21 protein-coding genes are annotated in these 15551 nt (G+C 36.7%); all 21 read right to left on the bottom strand.

What is annotated here, in order from left to right:
• Positions 1-60 precede the first annotated feature (60 nt).
• The 21 genes from BMY66_RS01890 to BMY66_RS01790 all read right to left on the bottom strand — a co-directional run bounded on the left by BMY66_RS01890 (position 61) and on the right by BMY66_RS01790 (position 15413).
• A complete protein-coding gene (locus BMY66_RS01890) occupies positions 61-984 on the bottom strand; it encodes a radical SAM mobile pair protein B (protein ID WP_090393968.1) in 924 nt (307 codons plus the stop codon).
• Complete coding sequence (locus tag BMY66_RS01885; RefSeq protein ID WP_090393967.1) at positions 960-1658, bottom strand: radical SAM mobile pair protein A; 699 nt, start codon at positions 1656-1658, stop codon at positions 960-962. The genes BMY66_RS01890 and BMY66_RS01885 overlap by 25 nt, the downstream gene beginning before the upstream one ends.
• Positions 1659-1723: 65 nt before the next feature.
• A complete protein-coding gene (locus BMY66_RS01880) occupies positions 1724-2077 on the bottom strand; it encodes a cupin domain-containing protein (RefSeq protein WP_015549746.1) in 354 nt (117 codons plus the stop codon).
• Positions 2078-2168: 91 nt separating this feature from the next.
• Positions 2169-2603: an Rrf2 family transcriptional regulator gene (locus BMY66_RS01875; RefSeq protein ID WP_029070341.1), complete on the bottom strand. Its 435-nt coding sequence runs from the start codon at positions 2601-2603 to the stop codon at positions 2169-2171.
• A 208-nt stretch (positions 2604-2811) separates the two neighbouring features.
• Complete coding sequence (locus BMY66_RS01870) at positions 2812-3255, bottom strand: GNAT family N-acetyltransferase (RefSeq protein WP_090393966.1); 444 nt, start codon at positions 3253-3255, stop codon at positions 2812-2814.
• Between the two features lie 35 nt (positions 3256-3290).
• Complete coding sequence (locus BMY66_RS01865; protein ID WP_330387037.1) at positions 3291-3767, bottom strand: GNAT family N-acetyltransferase; 477 nt, start codon at positions 3765-3767, stop codon at positions 3291-3293.
• A gap of 107 nt (positions 3768-3874) precedes the next feature.
• The gene (locus BMY66_RS01860) at positions 3875-4291 is read right to left on the bottom strand and encodes a VanZ family protein (RefSeq protein WP_242942664.1); all 417 of its coding nucleotides are present in this window, start codon (positions 4289-4291) and stop codon (positions 3875-3877) included.
• 269 nt (positions 4292-4560) lie between these two features.
• Complete coding sequence (locus tag BMY66_RS01855) at positions 4561-6099, bottom strand: hypothetical protein (protein ID WP_090393964.1); 1539 nt, start codon at positions 6097-6099, stop codon at positions 4561-4563.
• 381 nt (positions 6100-6480) lie between these two features.
• Complete coding sequence (locus tag BMY66_RS01850) at positions 6481-6735, bottom strand: prevent-host-death protein (protein ID WP_090393963.1); 255 nt, start codon at positions 6733-6735, stop codon at positions 6481-6483.
• A 14-nt stretch (positions 6736-6749) separates the two neighbouring features.
• Positions 6750-7142: a hypothetical protein gene (locus BMY66_RS01845; RefSeq protein WP_090393962.1), complete on the bottom strand. Its 393-nt coding sequence runs from the start codon at positions 7140-7142 to the stop codon at positions 6750-6752.
• 37 nt (positions 7143-7179) lie between these two features.
• The gene (locus tag BMY66_RS01840) at positions 7180-7860 is read right to left on the bottom strand and encodes a DUF6796 family protein (RefSeq protein ID WP_090393961.1); all 681 of its coding nucleotides are present in this window, start codon (positions 7858-7860) and stop codon (positions 7180-7182) included.
• Positions 7861-8118: 258 nt separating this feature from the next.
• The gene (locus BMY66_RS01835) at positions 8119-8598 is read right to left on the bottom strand and encodes a GNAT family N-acetyltransferase (RefSeq protein WP_090393960.1); all 480 of its coding nucleotides are present in this window, start codon (positions 8596-8598) and stop codon (positions 8119-8121) included.
• A 1-nt stretch (position 8599) separates the two neighbouring features.
• Complete coding sequence (locus BMY66_RS01830) at positions 8600-8968, bottom strand: zinc ribbon domain-containing protein (RefSeq protein ID WP_090393959.1); 369 nt, start codon at positions 8966-8968, stop codon at positions 8600-8602.
• A gap of 13 nt (positions 8969-8981) precedes the next feature.
• Complete coding sequence (locus BMY66_RS01825; RefSeq protein ID WP_090393958.1) at positions 8982-9197, bottom strand: aspartate dehydrogenase; 216 nt, start codon at positions 9195-9197, stop codon at positions 8982-8984.
• 272 nt (positions 9198-9469) lie between these two features.
• Complete coding sequence (locus BMY66_RS01820; protein WP_090393957.1) at positions 9470-10030, bottom strand: chromate transporter; 561 nt, start codon at positions 10028-10030, stop codon at positions 9470-9472.
• On the bottom strand, positions 10027-10602 hold the full coding sequence (locus BMY66_RS01815; RefSeq protein WP_090393956.1) for a chromate transporter: 576 nt from the start codon (positions 10600-10602) through the stop codon (positions 10027-10029). Before BMY66_RS01815 ends, BMY66_RS01820 begins: the two co-directional genes overlap by 4 nt.
• Positions 10603-10791: 189 nt before the next feature.
• Positions 10792-11529, bottom strand: coding sequence for a NifB/NifX family molybdenum-iron cluster-binding protein (locus tag BMY66_RS01810; RefSeq protein WP_090393955.1), 738 nt, complete (start codon positions 11527-11529; stop codon positions 10792-10794).
• 64 nt (positions 11530-11593) lie between these two features.
• Positions 11594-12115, bottom strand: a complete 522-nt coding sequence (locus BMY66_RS01805; protein WP_090393954.1) for a 2'-5' RNA ligase family protein — start codon at positions 12113-12115, stop codon at positions 11594-11596.
• A gap of 23 nt (positions 12116-12138) precedes the next feature.
• On the bottom strand, positions 12139-13089 hold the full coding sequence (locus BMY66_RS01800; RefSeq protein WP_090393953.1) for a hypothetical protein: 951 nt from the start codon (positions 13087-13089) through the stop codon (positions 12139-12141).
• The gene (locus tag BMY66_RS01795; protein ID WP_090393952.1) at positions 13082-14461 is read right to left on the bottom strand and encodes a radical SAM protein; all 1380 of its coding nucleotides are present in this window, start codon (positions 14459-14461) and stop codon (positions 13082-13084) included. The genes BMY66_RS01800 and BMY66_RS01795 overlap by 8 nt, the downstream gene beginning before the upstream one ends.
• A gap of 16 nt (positions 14462-14477) precedes the next feature.
• Positions 14478-15413, bottom strand: coding sequence for a hypothetical protein (locus BMY66_RS01790; protein ID WP_090393951.1), 936 nt, complete (start codon positions 15411-15413; stop codon positions 14478-14480).
• Positions 15414-15551: the final 138 nt, after the last annotated feature.

Genomic DNA, 15551 nt, shown 5'->3' with positions numbered 1-15551 from the left:
TATGTTTATTTAGTTAGACAAACTTGAATTTGTGCGATTTACTTCCAGTTTTTTCTTCAATCAAGGATTATGTATTACATTTCTCTTTCCACTATTGGCAGTTCCTCTTACTTCTTCGTGGTAAAAGTAATCTACGATTGTTGGATGTCCTTTCTCTACTCTCTCATACGGAGTTTCATTATCAACAAACCTGCAATCATACTTTTTAGCCAGCTCTTCTGCTTTCTTTTCCAGCGCTTCAAAATAGCTGCGGTTCTTTTTGTTATAAATTTCGTCATACAGCGGCACCAAATCCGGATGTTTATCGGAAATGTATTTCATGATATCTGCCTTAAAACCTCCGCGAAGATTCAGATTCTCAAGCCATACAAGGTCACACTGATCTTTTATCCTGTCTATGATTGCTTCTATATCCGTAATCCCCGGGAACACGGGTGAAATGAAGCAAATTGTACGAATGCCTGCCGCATATACCTCTTTCATTGCAGCAAGCCTTCTTTCTATGCTTACTGCCGCATCCATATCATCTTTAAACTCTTCATCGAGAGTATTGATTGACCATGATACTGTAAGTCTACTATTTTCATTGATCTCTTTTAGCAGATCCAGATCTCTTAGTATAAGGTCTGACTTTGTACAGATAAGTATGTCCGCATCACTGTCCTTTAGTTCTTCCAGAAGTCTTCTTGTATTTTTATATGTTTCCTCTAGCGGATTATAACCATCCGTAACTGTTCCAATAATCACCTTCTGGCCGGCATACTTCTTTGGATTCTTTATTTCAGGCCAGTCTTTCACATCCATGAAGGTTCCCCATTCTTCCGTATGCCCTGTAAAGCGTTTCATAAAAGATGCATAGCAGTATTTACAGGCATGGGGGCACCCCACATAGGGATTCACCGAATATCCTCCAATAGGAGTATTCGATTTTGTCATTACACTTTTTGTTTCTATATGATTTACTTTGATTTCTGGTTGTTCCATATCCTCTGTTCCTCCAACACTTTGTTAAAAGCATCCGGCATTTCCTGTATCATTTCTTCTCCCATAATCGGAACAAGATCTTCTTTCCAGAATACAGGAATTTTCAGTTCATGAGCCTGTTCTGTCAATGAATAAACCCACCCGGGATCTGTTTTAACAGTCCTGCTCTTTGCACCTGTCATAGTTCCCACCACAATCCAGTCAATGCCTGTAAGATCAACCTTACCCGGATCATCGAACAAAGGCTCAAAGGTCACATGATAATGCTTTGCCCTTACATTGCTCCGCAGTGCATCAATACGCCATAACTCAGATTTTCTCGTAACTGTAACGCCAAACCATGCATTATCAAGATCTGTTTCAAAAGACAGAAGATCCGGTCGTTTGGTAAGAAAAAGAAACTGGTGCTGAGGATTCTCTGCTATCTTTTTAAAGACTTCCTCTCTCCATTCCTCATGCCAGCCCGAGAAATCGCTCATACCGGTCAGCAGAAAATTCTGCGGCTTTTTCTTTTCCATCATACGAAGCTTGCCTTGAAAAAACTGTGGCTTTTCAAAATCATCTATGATGTGATAACGCCTCGTATTGTTTCTGGCATAGCAGTACGGACATCCAACAGTGCACCCTATAACAAGATTCATGTTCTGAATCTGATCTTTAATACAAATACTCATAGCTCTCCACATAAAAAGTTATGGACATCTGCTTGCAGAAATGCCCACAACTTTAAAACTCATACTTACTCGATTACTGCATCGTCGGCGGTATACGCTTCAAGAGAACCTGCCTTCACCTGGATACAGGCATAGCTGATCTCAGAATCATCTGCCGCGAAGAACTGTCTTTTCCCATCCGGCGCAATACGCACGATATCACCGGCAGAAAGCTCTATATCCTCACCGTCAACTACCGCTTTTCCCTTGCCGGAAAGAATGATGTAAATCTCTTCATTGGTCTTATGATAATGAACAAAAGGAACACTCGCACCTGCCGGAAGATGGTTGATGCTGATCTCAGCCCCTGTAAGTCCCAGCTGATCATGTAGTTCAGTTCTCGGATTGCTTGCAACACTTACCTTACTATAGTTAGACATTTCTGATACCTCCATTTGTTGTGATATTGATTGATACAACGGAAGTGTACCACTGCCCCCGTTGTGATGTCAAGTGTTACAACAAAACTTTTTAAAATTCTATCAGCTTGTTCGCATCCGCCATTACATCAGCTATGGTTATTCGCCGCATTTTATCTTCCATGGCATTCTGTATTTCTTCAAGCCTGTGATCCATGATCCTGTGAATGTTCCGTCCCACAGGGCATAACTCATTCGGATTCTCATGGAAATGAAACAACTGTCCATTTTCGACAGGCTCCACGGCATTGTAAACATCCAGAAGCGTTATCTCCGTCAAGGATTTCTCTATATCGGCACCGCCGCTTCCCCGCTTCACTGTTACAATCTCCGCCTTCTTCAGCTGCTGCAAGAGTCTTCTGATTACCGTCGGATTTACATTTGCGCTGGACGCAAGAAATTCACTGGTGATTTTATGGTCATTCTTAAATGTTTCAATTGCTATAAGCACATGAACCGCTATTGTAAATCTGCTTGAAATCTGCATTCTGACACCTCCATCGACTCTATCTTAAATCATTTTTGTTGTAGTTACAATAGTCACAACAAGATACTATTTTTCCGTTCCTGTCAACTAAAAAAGGCTACCACATTTTTTGCAGTAACCTTTGTAAAATCATGGTATATCTGTAAGCATTGTGTCACTCCTACAAACAACGATTTTTCAATGTTTTTATATTTGATTATATTAAGCCCTATAATACTATTCTCATAGATACCGTTCCATTTTCACAGCCTAATTCCTCAAACTCCATACGCTTATATAATTCATAGGCTGTTTTCATTACTTTAGGTTTAGTAGTAAATGTCAGTTGGTCATACCCAAGCTTTCGCGACTTTTCTATCATGGAATTAAGTAGAACTCTTGCATACCCTTTCCCACGATACTCTGGTTTAATAAACAATCGTTTTCCTTCGCAGGTTGTGACATCTACTTTTTTTATAGCTATACAGCCTACAGGTTTACTATTTTCATAACCAACGAGAATTGCTCCATCCTTGTAAAAATTATTTAAATCGGCCAATTCTTTATCAAAAGAAACAAAGCATCCCTCGGCACCTTTTATCTGAGAGTACTCAATGAATAATGCTTTTGCCACCTCAATATCATTACATTCTTTTACATCAAAAGTTCCCAATTCTTGTTATCTCCTTCTAATTAAATCTCTCGTTATTATGAAGCTCTATACTCCATCAGGGTTGTATTCTGCCATTCTCCAAATCTGTCCTTCGCGATTCTTTCTCTATATCCTATTTCTCTAAAACCACACTTCTTATGTAATGCTATGCTAGCCCTGTTAATAGAGATTATTGCCGAATATATACTCCAATATCCTGCTTTTTCTGCCCCCTTAATCAACTCATTTACAAGAGCACTTCCAACGCCGTGTCCCCTGTACTTTTGATCCACATAAATGCTCATTTCAACGCAGCCCTTATAAACGCTTCTGCTTGATGTGGGACTGATTGCAACCCAGCCGATTACCTTTCCTTCGTCCTCATAAACAAATCTGCAATCCCTAATATGTCCCTTATCCCATTCTTCGAAACTAGGACACTCTGTATTAAAGGTTGCTGTACCGCCTTCCATTCCCTGCTTGTAAATCTCTGATACTCTTTCCCAGTCACTATCCATCATCTGTCTAATCACAACATTTGTCCTCCACTTTATCGCATGCTTCGTTATATAGTTTTAAAGCCTCAAGAACCTGATCTTGCTTATCTTTCGGAATACCCCATTTCACTAGTCAAATTCTCTCAACACTCTTTCCCTTTGTTCCTCCGAATCAAGAACACAATACACGCGCCAATTGCTACACCGATTGTGTTCAAAATCAAGTCATCGATATCAGTATGTCGTCCAATGCAAACCAGTTGAGTCAACTCGATAAACAGTGTAAAGCCCGCACCAGCGAATATAGTTTTTCGAATCGTATCGAGTTGCTTAAAACAAATTGGCCACACGATTCCAACCGGTATGAACATCGTGATATTACCGATGACATTCATCTTCCAGCCATCATATCGATCTACAAGGAAGTAGAATGGAATGATACTGATCATATCATGGATATCATCTCCAAAGCCTATCTTTAACGTTGGTATCTTTCCATTCTCAAGATGAAATCCAAAATACACAAATCGAAATATAACAACGATGCAAACGTAAACCAATAACAGTTGGAGTTCTCGCTTAATCGAAAATGCTTTTGTTTTAGCAGCTACAACTAAACGAGTGATAATCCATATAATCGTTATTAGTAAAAAGAGTTGTAAGTATGTAATCTCAATCATTATCTCAATCTCCATCGTGCATTATCCTGAAATACAATTATCGCAACAAATCTCAATTTATCATTGTCTTTATTTTAGTTGATTTAACAGCCTAAAGAAAGCTTTAATTACCATATTTCCAATATTTGTTCATTATAATATTTGAATATTTACGAAATAAACAATGAGTGGGCATTTTCCGCTAGTTTCTGCATCTCTTCCTGAGTATTCTTAGTTGGATCAAAGCTCTTCATTGTGCCTGATGCAGCATCATAATATAGCGCAGTAATCTGAGGGCTCATATTTCTGGCCGCTTCTGCACGTTCCTTTGCAGCCTGCGATGAGGCCTTTGCACCAGCAACAAACTTATCAAGCCAGTCTCTTACCTGTTCCCCAGTGTCTGCCGGTGATGTTATGATTTCTGAGAGTTCATCAAATGGCGTTTCAAATATGATTTCATCAGATACTACCAAATCTATTCCTGCCTTTTCAAACTGCTTCCTAAGTGCATTTACATATTTGTCAGTCGAAAAATCCTGTGTCAGATCAATGATAAATTTTCCACTCTGACATGTCATATTTAGCACAAGACCGCTTGAACAGTTTGAATACAGGTGTACCTCATCCACAAGTTCACTCGGCATATCAAACTGACCTATGTAACTTATAAGATAAGTGTCCAGCGCAAGATTTTCCATGAATCCAAGGAGTTTCTGTCTTCCTGCAAATGAATGAAAATGTCCTATGACACTCAGAAGCATATTGATATTATTAAATTCTTTTGCACAGTAATCATGATCTTTCTGGGCATTGAGAAGCCTTTTATATTTCGCAGCTATTTCACTGTCTGAAAGGTTCTCCTCTTCTCTTCCGTAAGGCAGAGTCATACTCTTAACACAGTTTTTGAAGGTGTCATCACAACCTAATATATGTCTTGCGTCCATAGGGAAATTACTTACTATAGTCTTATCACAGTCCAAAGAACTCTCTTTTATCCCTCTGCTCATCAGTATGCTCAGATATGTGATCGGAGATGCGCCTATGCTCTTGCAGGCATCCATAAACTGCTTCTGTGAAAAACTGATTTCATAACGCCTATGATCATCTTTATTCTTTGTTTCAGGAAGCTTATATCCCTTGTCGGACAGGCCTTCAATCTTCATGCTTTTTCCATTTAGCGCATACTTCTTTTCACACGGATCAGTAAGTTCGGCTTCCGACAGTTCAGATGCCAGCAAGTGGTGTTCTTCTCTTATCTGTTCATATTCACCCATGTCAGCATTTTTATAATCACTGTAGAATCTGAGCAATGTCTCGAGAAATGTCTTTGCACCTCTTCCATCTGTAAGTCCGTGATGAAAAGAGAGTTTAAGGCTCTTTTCCCAATATGTAACTCCCATGAGATGATAATTGTTACTATGTCCGCCTAGTGGGATAAATCCATCTTTGTGATGTGCCTCAAGCTTCATTTCGTTCCTTACCGCATAGAAATCTCCATCTTTTTCTATGAATTTGACACTAAAGTAAGGGTATCTGATGACAGTGTCTGCTATCGCCAGTTCAAGAATTTCATCATTTATGTCTTCCCTCATCCTGACATCATAAACCTCACTTGGAAGGCCCTTGGACCTGTATAAATAAGGCATTCCAGACAAAGCCTTGTCACCATTCTTAAGTATTGTTTCTACATTCTTATTTGTTTTGCTCATTTATCTTTTCCTCTCTTATTTTCAATTTGTTTTCTTGCTCTCTGTTTTGAGCTTGAAGTCATTATAGAAAAATGAGCCTGCAAAAAGAACAACACTTTTTGCAAAATATGATGATTTCAGGAGCACAGGTCCCGACAGGTTTTGTAAAAAGTGTTGATTTGTAAGTCCGATATTTCTAGTTTCAGACATAACAAAAAGCTGCCTCCTCGGCAGCCTTTATAAAGGGAGAATGATATATGAAAAAGTTTTATTATCGCTCTTGCGATGGTTATATATTAGTCTCCCTATGCGTCTTTATGATGGAAGTTATGTGAAATGTAAATGAAATCTAATCAGTTGACCAAGCATCACCTATGTATTCCAATTTATAATTTGCCATTCTTATAGTCCAAGCTCCTTCTCTAAATCATCAGCGGAGATTGTGCCTTCATCTTTGATTGATACTTTAGCTTCATTTAGTTTAGTTAGAAGTTGAAGTTTTGCCTTGAGAGTATCCAATTCATCAAGTTCTTTCATATCAACTAGAGCACATAATCCATGTCCATTTTTAGTGAAGTAGATTCTGTTACCATAAGATAATTCATTGACAATACTTGTATAATTTTTCATTTCTGAAATTGGTTTAATGTTTGGCATATAAACACCTTCCTTTAATTTCTAACGAAATCTTTATATCTAAAATATTTTATTAGCAACGAAATATCTATTGTCCATAGAGATAAAATAAAAATAATAATATCCAAAATGAGAAATAATATGCCTTTGCTATCATTCAAGTATTTATAATACCCAAGAGTTAGAAAAACAATAATTGGTATAAAAGGAATCAAAAATAAAAGATTTAAAGGGTTCCAGAATATTTCAGCTGGATTGTAATCACTATATACTACTATTGTTTTTCCAAATTTATTACATATATATTTTTCAGATCCTTTGTATTTTTTCTTTCTAGGACCTTTTTTTTGAGGCATTTTTTTCCAGTTAGCCCCTTCTTTAGCCATTGAGATTATTTTGTCTGCTTGATTTAATCCTTGAATTGACACTTTTTTCTCCTTGTTGAACGATAGTCATATCAGATAGTTATACTCTTTCCTCTTTATTAACTAAAGAAAACGCACAAATCAAGTACATAAGTAACCATCCGAATGATTCAAATCCTGAATCGGCTCCTTCAGAAATGTAATTCATAAGCTGACCCAAAAGTGCAGTAATTACAGGGCAACAAATGATTCCAATTATTTTAACTGGAATCATCTTTTTTAGAATCATTCCAATCCAGGCTATAGTTACGAATACATCACATACTATAAAACCTACAGCTAATGGTACCGCAATACTTTTTAATACTCTGAAAACCATATTTACAGAGGTTTGAACATCTCCAGTTACTTCCATTCCAGCGTTGAATACAACGGGAAGCATACATATTCCTATATGAATAAATGCGAAGTAGAGAATACCGCCCCAATTTGCTATTTTGAAGAGTTTAAATAGTTTTGAATTTCCTAGTTTGTATTTTTTATCTAATACGCTGATTACTTCCACAGCACTTACGGCAAATAGTGCAGCACACATAAAGCCTAATATAGAAGATGTTGCATATCTCCAATCAGGTACTACATTCCAAGTGATTCCCATATATGCTTCAGGTGAGCTGGAGGTACTAAATGTTTTGTAACCCAGCAGATAATCACCTATCATAGCTAAAATCATCGAATATACGCCAAACATAATCTTCTGGCGTGATGTAAGGTTATTCATACTAATATCCCCCAGATAGTCTTAGAACATTGTTTTTGTCATTGGTATTTCTTCAATTTCTTTAATGTCTATGTTTGCGTAAATAATATTGTTGCCAAATTAAAGCTCCAACAATAAATATAATCGAAAGAATCTGAATAAGCGTTATAGTAAACACCTCCTCTTCTATCTCTATATTTATTATATCGCCAAAAGTTAGTTATGTCTAACTTTATTTAATAAATGGTTCTTTTATTGCAGATAAATGAATTCTACTCTTTATGATAATTCTTTTAGATAGAATCTATTCATTGAGCTATGAACGACTTCTTTAGGCCGTTCAATTAGCTTATATCCACATTTTTCATATACATGAATCGCTGTCTTCAAATTTGTATGAGTCTCAAGATACATCTGCTTATAGCCTTTATTTATACCAGTGTCTTCTACTAATTCTATAAGTTTATAAGATAATCCGTGGCCTTTAGCAGCGTTGGTTAGATAAAGCTTTTGTAGCTCGGCCGTATCATCCATAAAATCAAGTTCTGCCAATCCTATTCCACCAATAATGTTGTTATCATCATCAAGCACAATAAAGTATGCTCTTTTGGGAGATGCCAGATAAAAATCACTGAGATGATTTAGGTTATCGTCAAAGTATACTGTCCCAGGAATATCCAGGTTATGACTTTTAAGATTTTCTCTGATTATTTCAGCTAGTATCGAGTTATCATTTGGTTCGAGTAATCTGTAATGCATTTTAAAACCTCATTCCACACTTAGGGCAAAAATCAAAGTCTTCTGATGTCTCATAGCCACAGTTATTGCAGTGTTTGAAGAAGTCTCTACCATTGCCTACTTTAGTGAGATCTTGAGGCTTGATTTGTAGGTCTTCTCCTGAAGCTATTCGATTACCTATTTCAGGATTAAGTTCGTATATACTGCCACAGCAGCTCATCTGAACGTAATATCTTTTATTCCATTTAAAAGTTGGGATAAAGAAAAGAGATAGAACTGTATAGAGCATGAAAACCTGATATCTTCCATATTTCCCACAATTATCGCATATGACAGTCTGGCTAAAGTCAAAGTCTTTGCGACCATCAGTAATCCCCATAATAAAAAACATAACTATTCTTCCTTTAGTAAATCTTTTCTAATTCTTCTTTAATATCATACATTGCCTTAAATGCAGCCAAATCATCTTGGCTTTTTATAAGCATTATTTCCTCAAAAGAACCTGTGGCAATATCCCTAAATCCAGCTACCTGCTCACCTGTGCATATACTAGCTTTAATTATAGGTTTCTTTGTGGTTTTATCATATGTTTTCTTTTCGACTTTTTTCTTGAAAAACATAGGCTACCTCTAGATAATCTTTTCCATCTTTACGTGAGGGATTACTAATCAATGTCGTTTGCGCTTTCTTTTAACCAATCCATTGATGCTAGATATTCGTAGAAATTATCATATTCAGGAAATTCCCAGTATCCTTCCACGTAACTTATCAATTGTGAGTCAGCATCATAGTCATTGTTTTGGCATTTACCATAAATATTTAAACTCTGAATATTTGTACCAGCCCAATAATCTCCAGTTTCAACATCAAAGACTAGCGTTATTTTATAATTCTATAATGAATAAACTGCAATCCCTACTACTGCTGATAAACAAATCAGTGCAATAGGATTTAATCCTTTTTTCAGAACTTTTCTCGAGCCAAAATAGATTAAAGCAATGAGACCCGTAAGAACCGTTGTTAATACATCTATGTTGTACCTCGGCATCAATCCACAATTCCTAACTATCATAAAGATACCCGTTACAAGGATAATCCCTATAATACATGGCTTTAATCCGCTAAGCGCAGCTTTTACATATCCATTCTGGAGAAAATGATTAAGTACAACCATCAATAGCAAAATGATTATAAATGCCGGTAAAACAACTGCAAATGTAGCTATAGCAGCTCCAAGTAAACCGCCTTTTTCGCTTCCAACATAGGTAGCCATATTCACCATAATTGGCCCAGGTGTACTTTCACTTATGGCAATCATATAAGAAAGCATCTCATCATCCAGCCAACCATGTGCCATAACAACATCTCGAATAAGCGGTATAGCTGTATATGCTCCACCAAAAGAAAAGAAGCCTACTTCTAGAAATCCGATAAATAAATCAAAATATATCATTTCTCTTCGTGCTCCTTTCCTGTGCTATTCTTAACAACAAATACAATGATTCCTGTTAGAGCAGCGACAAGCATCAGTACCATGGATGATATATTTAACGCAAAAACATTAATTAGTACCATGGAAACCACAGCAAATCCTAACATAGCAATTTGCATGGAAGCTTTTTTCATTTTCTTAAACATCTTAATCGCAGCATCTACAATGAGAATTCCAACAGCTATCTTGATTCCTTTGAATGCGTTCGCGACCCAAGTTATCTCCAAAAAATGATTTAAGAATTTTGATATCAAAAAAATGATTATAAATGACGGTAAAACCATGCCAAGTGTTGCCGCAATTGCGCCTGAAAGTTTTCCCTTCTTATAGCCTACATAAGTTGCGCAATTAATTGCTATCGGTCCAGGTGTCGATTCAGCTATAACTGTGACTGTCATCATCTCATCATGTGTTATCCATTTTTTGTTTTCCACGCATGTATTCTCTATAAGAGAAATCATCGCATAACCTCCACCAAAGGTAAACATACCTATCTTGGCAAAAGTAAGAAATAATTCTATTAATATTGGCAAAACTACGCCTCCAATTTTAGTAAGTCTATTCTCATAGACACAATATCTGGTCGCACAAACAGCCTTCTGCGCCTTTAATCTGAGAATACTCAGAAAAAAGTTCTTTGATGTTGCGCTGATTACTACTGTAACAGCAAAAAGGAGCTAGGATATTTAATACCTCCAACTCCTTTGTTATCTTACATGTATTTAATTGTGGCAGCTTCCATGACCGTGTCCATGGCAACTATGACCTTCACCGTGTTCTTCGTCGTGATGCGAACAGTTTGCTTCACCTGAAGCTGCAAGTGTACCTGCTAAGAATGCATTTACCACTTCATCAGTATTTCCACTTGCACCAGCGTATAACTGAATGCCTGCCTCCTGAAGGGCCATTACAGCACCACCGCCGATACCACCACAGATAAGAACATCTACTTCTGCAAGATTTAAAACACCTGCAAGAGCGCCACAGCCCTCACCATTAGTGCCTACAACCTCAGAGTTAACGACCTTACCATCCTCGATATCGTATACTTTGAACTGTTCTGTTCTTCCGAAGTGTCCAAATACATTTCCATTATCATAAGTTACCGCTACTCTCATTATATTTACTCCTTTTGATTTCAATTTATTATCAAAAAAAGCTTGGTTTCTATTCAACACTACATTACCACCGGATATACGAATTCGCTTTCCTTCTATAAGCGCAGTAGCTATTTTTTTTCTGGCACTCTCATACATAGCTGTAACAGTTGTTCTGGCTACCCCCATACTGTCTGCACAATCTTCTTGATTCAAACCTTCAGCATCTAAAAGTTTCAAAGTCTCATACTCATCTAGAGTAAGGGTGATTGTCTCCAACTCAGGTTTCTCCGAATTTTCTGGAACAAAGCTATAGTAATCTGGAAAAACACGTATCTTTCTACATTTTGGTAATCTAGGCACAATAGAATCCTCCTGCCTTTATTGACATATGTCAAATATAATATATCGCTATTACTGACATATGTCAAAATAATTCTATATTACAAACATCTTCATGAGGATTAACTTTTGCTAATCCAATGCGAACAATTTGTGCTTCAATATTCTTAAAATCACACATAGCTTTAACAGCTTCATTCATTTGATCGATAGTTAATGTCTTGCCTAGTGTAATATGTGGAAGCCATGATAAAGGCTTGTAATAATTGCTGATAGTGGTTTCCGGAATATTAGCAAAAGCTTCACATATATCCTGCTGAAGATTAAACAAGTACTGGTTTAAATATGGCGCAGCATATATTACCTTTGGCATAAACTGTCCTACAGATATTATTGATATATCACCGCCATGTAATTTGTTATTAAGATTTTCAAAAGTAGGCACCAGTACATCTATGCTTCTAGCTTCTATTGCGGTTAGCGTCATATGGGGAGGCACGTTATTATCTAGCATAAAACTATTGCCTGATGCCTCTGCTATTTTGCAAATATATTCCTGAAGCTTTTCAGTTGTATTTTTATCAAAATATGCTGATATTAAATACATTTACACCTCTTACGTAGCTTGTCTTATTTATGACTTTCAATTGCTTTATAGATATCCTTAGTGTACAGCTTGGTGCCATAGAAATCTTTTCTAGAGCATCCTGCTCTTCCGCCACCTGCACATGCGCAAGCGCAGGCACAAGCACAGCCGCCTCCCCCTGAGCTTGAATGGTGAGTGTAGGTTACCATTCTGTGATAATTTGCACCAAGTCCTCTTTGAGAAGAATAACCGTCCTGTCGGAATACTTTAGAGTTCCTAATTAACATTATGGCAATTATAAGTCCTACTATTGGAATTACTATAATTAAAACTGTAAGTAGTCTTTTTTGGCTCAGAGTATAATAGTATTCACTATCAGATATGTTTCCCTCTAAATATTCGTATTGATTCTCGTCGTAAACTAGTTTTACTGTTTCTCTAAGATTATAACCACCATCATTATTGGTCCACACATAGTAGCCATCTATAAGCTCTGGATTCCCCTCTACGGATTCTACATTATTTGCATTCCATTTTACGGTAATTACATCAACTGGCGTATCTTCGAACCAACCAGGAGTAAACTCGTAGTATGCTCCGTCTTCCTTAAGTTCAAATAGATTAGCCTGATGTAATGAGAAAGCCAAGTACAATGTTTCACCGGCCTTGTAGGATCTGTCTAAGTCTAGACGTACATAATCTCCACCATTGCCGTAGTATTTGATTTTTGAGATATTATCAGTAAGTGCTACAAATTCATCAGCATATTTATTTGGTATACCAACCTTAATCCAAGTGAGCGGACCATCTGTTGTACTATCTAATACTTCCCATTCAATTCTGTACATCAAATCGCAGGAACCATCTTCTCGCACATCAACTGTTATTTCATAATTGTGAATATGGTCTAAAGGAGACTTCGCTTCAACCTTGGTAAAAGGTAAAATAATAAATAAGAATAATATAGCAAGTCTAATTAGAATTCTCTTATTCATGGTCCACCTCCACTGAATTCATAATACGAAGCGGACAAATTCCTTCGGCTTTAGCCGAATTAGCTCGAATATTACGGCATTTAAGGCTATTCCAAATCTCCTTCCATTTGTTTGTAAGCATATTTCCTAATGAATCAGAGGAAAGCCAACTCTGGCAAGGTATCACTTGTCCATCTGGGGTGATCGCCATGTTGCTAAGACATGCCCCACAGCTTGGAACTATCATTTTAAGTTCTACGAGTTTATTTTCTTCAATCCATCCAGGAGATGTGAAATCTATTTCCATATCATGGCTATCTGCATAGTTTTTAGCATTTTTCAATATTTCATAAAGCTCTTCGCTTGATAGCTGAGACTGCCTTGAATCCTGGGAAGTTGCATTACCTGTCACTATTAATCCGGAACAGGTAACATATCGAACTCCTAGATTATGAAGAAATTCCAGCATATGCACATAGTCTTTATTCAAAGAACAAAGTGGTGTATTTACACTAAGATTCAATCCGGCTGCCAAGGCATTTTTAATACCTTGCACAGTATCTTTGAAATGCTTGGCTCCTACCAAATTATTATGGATTTCTTCAACATGGGAATACAATGTGACCTGTACACTATCAAGTTCTGCATCTACCAGTTTTTTTACTAGTTCATCGGTAAGTAAGATTCCATTAGTATTTAATCTTGTAACAAACCATCTTGCATAAGAAATCAGCTCAGGCAAATCATCTCTAAGGGTAGGCTCACCGCCTGTGAAAGTCAGCTGAGGTATTCTAGCATTTCGGCATCGATCTATTATTACTTTCCATTCATTTGTAGATAGCTCTTTAGATTCAGCATATTTTTGGCCAGCAGCATAGCAATGAAGACAATGCTGATTACATGCCCAGTGCCCTTCTTTTGCCATAGCAGAAACCATTAAATCCATTCTATGTGGTGCAGTCATATTAGGAGCATACTCTGCTAAACTCATAGTCCCTATATCGATTGCGGGTATCTGATTTTTTGCGATTGCATCAAATGTTTCGATGATTGTTTTTAAATCATCTCTTAAGATTTTGTCATCAACTGTAGGGTATACTTCTCTTACTCTATGAAAAGCGTCTAATAAAATCTCCTCGAGAACATCCGAATCCATTGGACTATCACCGTATTCATTTACACCATTTATGAATTCGGTTAAAAGTATCGCCCAAGATTCATTTATAGGAAGTACATCTTGCCCATTTAAAATGACAACTGATGGAACAAATTTGAAGGGGGTGAATTTTGGTGGTATTAAATGAATTCTGATTACACCAGGTCCATTAGGATTCCATGTGGTATGTACAACACCCTTCCACTTTTGAATTTCATATATTTTTTCACGTATCATTATTTTTCCCTTTGTTTTACATCCAAATTAAAAGACATTGGAGTGCATAATTTAGTGCTAGTAACAGTAGCAGGTAAATAAAGCCCCAGTAAGGTCTTAGTGCGCCTATGCCATCATCTTTTATGAAGCCAACATCATCTGGTAGTGCTTCTCTTATGTTATTTTCATTTAGGTAATTGTAATATGCGCCCTTCAATAAAAAATAAAATACAAAGAATTCTACTAGTCCACATACCAGGCATGTAAGAAAAATTCCGGTTTCTCCGCCAACATCTCTGAAAAACCAAAATGCTACCATGTTACAAGCTAAAACTAAAAACTGATTCCTTCGACTGTATCTGTAAAAACAACGTTTGTCGAGAAAATCTATGTTTTCCTTTGTAAATTTAGGGAGCTGTTGATCCAACATAGGCTGACATTCTACTAAATGCTCTCTAAAGATATTGTATCTCCTTTGGGAATCTGTTCTTTCCTTGGATATACCTACATTATAGAAAAATACTAGTTTTTCAAAGCCAAGCCTAAATTCAAAGCCTCTTGGACCAACTTTATAGTGACCAGCAAGTGCCGAATCAGCCCATTCAAGATAGCTGTGCTTATTTTCTATTCCAAAAAACCAAGGGTAATTTATACCATCGCCATCCATAGATGGAATATGTTTTTCTCTGTATGCTCTAACCTTCTTTCTTGCAAAGATTAAATATAATCCAAAGAGAAACAGCAAATACATAATCACTGCGGCCCATGGTTTCAAATGAATTGAATCATCACCAAAATCACATATGAAAATCATACCTGTTATAAATAAGATAACGCCTCCTATGAATGAATAATCTGAACTCATAAGAGCCTCGCCTGTTTCATATAAAGGAATCTCTTTAAGATGTTTTGGGATTTTTTTATTAATAATTTTTTGGTTTTCTGTGTTTTCTTTGATTTTTCTCTTTTTCATTGTAATTTCTCGTCTTCTAACGTCATTAATTGTCTTTATTTTAGTTGTTTTTAGGCATAATTTAAAGCGTAAATTACCATATTTTTGAGAGATGTATATAAAAAACACTTATGATTGAAAATTTCTAATCAACCATAA

The sequence above is a fragment of the Pseudobutyrivibrio sp. C4 genome, from assembly GCF_900111635.1.
In the GTDB taxonomy this organism is placed as follows: domain Bacteria; phylum Bacillota; class Clostridia; order Lachnospirales; family Lachnospiraceae; genus Pseudobutyrivibrio; species Pseudobutyrivibrio ruminis.
Note: the sequence above shows the minus strand (reverse complement) of the source record. Positions and strands in the feature narration are given on the sequence as shown.

Bases quoted from the DNA above. Each gene is read 5' to 3' on its own strand.
- BMY66_RS01850 (WP_090393963.1), bottom strand. From the start codon at position 6,735: ATGCCAAACATTAAACCAATTTCAGAAATGAAAAATTATACAAGTATT.
- BMY66_RS01835 (WP_090393960.1), bottom strand. From the start codon at position 8,598: ATGCATTACAGATTACTCGAACCAAATGATAACTCGATACTAGCTGAA.
- BMY66_RS01830 (WP_090393959.1), bottom strand. From the start codon at position 8,968: ATGTTTTTTATTATGGGGATTACTGATGGTCGCAAAGACTTTGACTTT.
- BMY66_RS01820 (WP_090393957.1), bottom strand. From the start codon at position 10,030: ATGATATATTTTGATTTATTTATCGGATTTCTAGAAGTAGGCTTCTTT.
- BMY66_RS01800 (WP_090393953.1), bottom strand. From the start codon at position 13,089: ATGAATAAGAGAATTCTAATTAGACTTGCTATATTATTCTTATTTATT.
- BMY66_RS01890 (WP_090393968.1), bottom strand. From the start codon at position 984: ATGGAACAACCAGAAATCAAAGTAAATCATATAGAAACAAAAAGTGTA.
- BMY66_RS01875 (WP_029070341.1), bottom strand. From the start codon at position 2,603: ATGCAGATTTCAAGCAGATTTACAATAGCGGTTCATGTGCTTATAGCA.
- BMY66_RS01880 (WP_015549746.1), bottom strand. From the start codon at position 2,077: ATGTCTAACTATAGTAAGGTAAGTGTTGCAAGCAATCCGAGAACTGAA.
- BMY66_RS01825 (WP_090393958.1), bottom strand. From the start codon at position 9,197: ATGTTTTTCAAGAAAAAAGTCGAAAAGAAAACATATGATAAAACCACA.
- BMY66_RS01855 (WP_090393964.1), bottom strand. From the start codon at position 6,099: ATGAGCAAAACAAATAAGAATGTAGAAACAATACTTAAGAATGGTGAC.
- BMY66_RS01790 (WP_090393951.1), bottom strand. From the start codon at position 15,413: ATGAAAAAGAGAAAAATCAAAGAAAACACAGAAAACCAAAAAATTATT.
- BMY66_RS01840 (WP_090393961.1), bottom strand. From the start codon at position 7,860: ATGAATAACCTTACATCACGCCAGAAGATTATGTTTGGCGTATATTCG.
- BMY66_RS01795 (WP_090393952.1), bottom strand. From the start codon at position 14,461: ATGATACGTGAAAAAATATATGAAATTCAAAAGTGGAAGGGTGTTGTA.
- BMY66_RS01805 (WP_090393954.1), bottom strand. From the start codon at position 12,115: ATGTATTTAATATCAGCATATTTTGATAAAAATACAACTGAAAAGCTT.
- BMY66_RS01885 (WP_090393967.1), bottom strand. From the start codon at position 1,658: ATGAGTATTTGTATTAAAGATCAGATTCAGAACATGAATCTTGTTATA.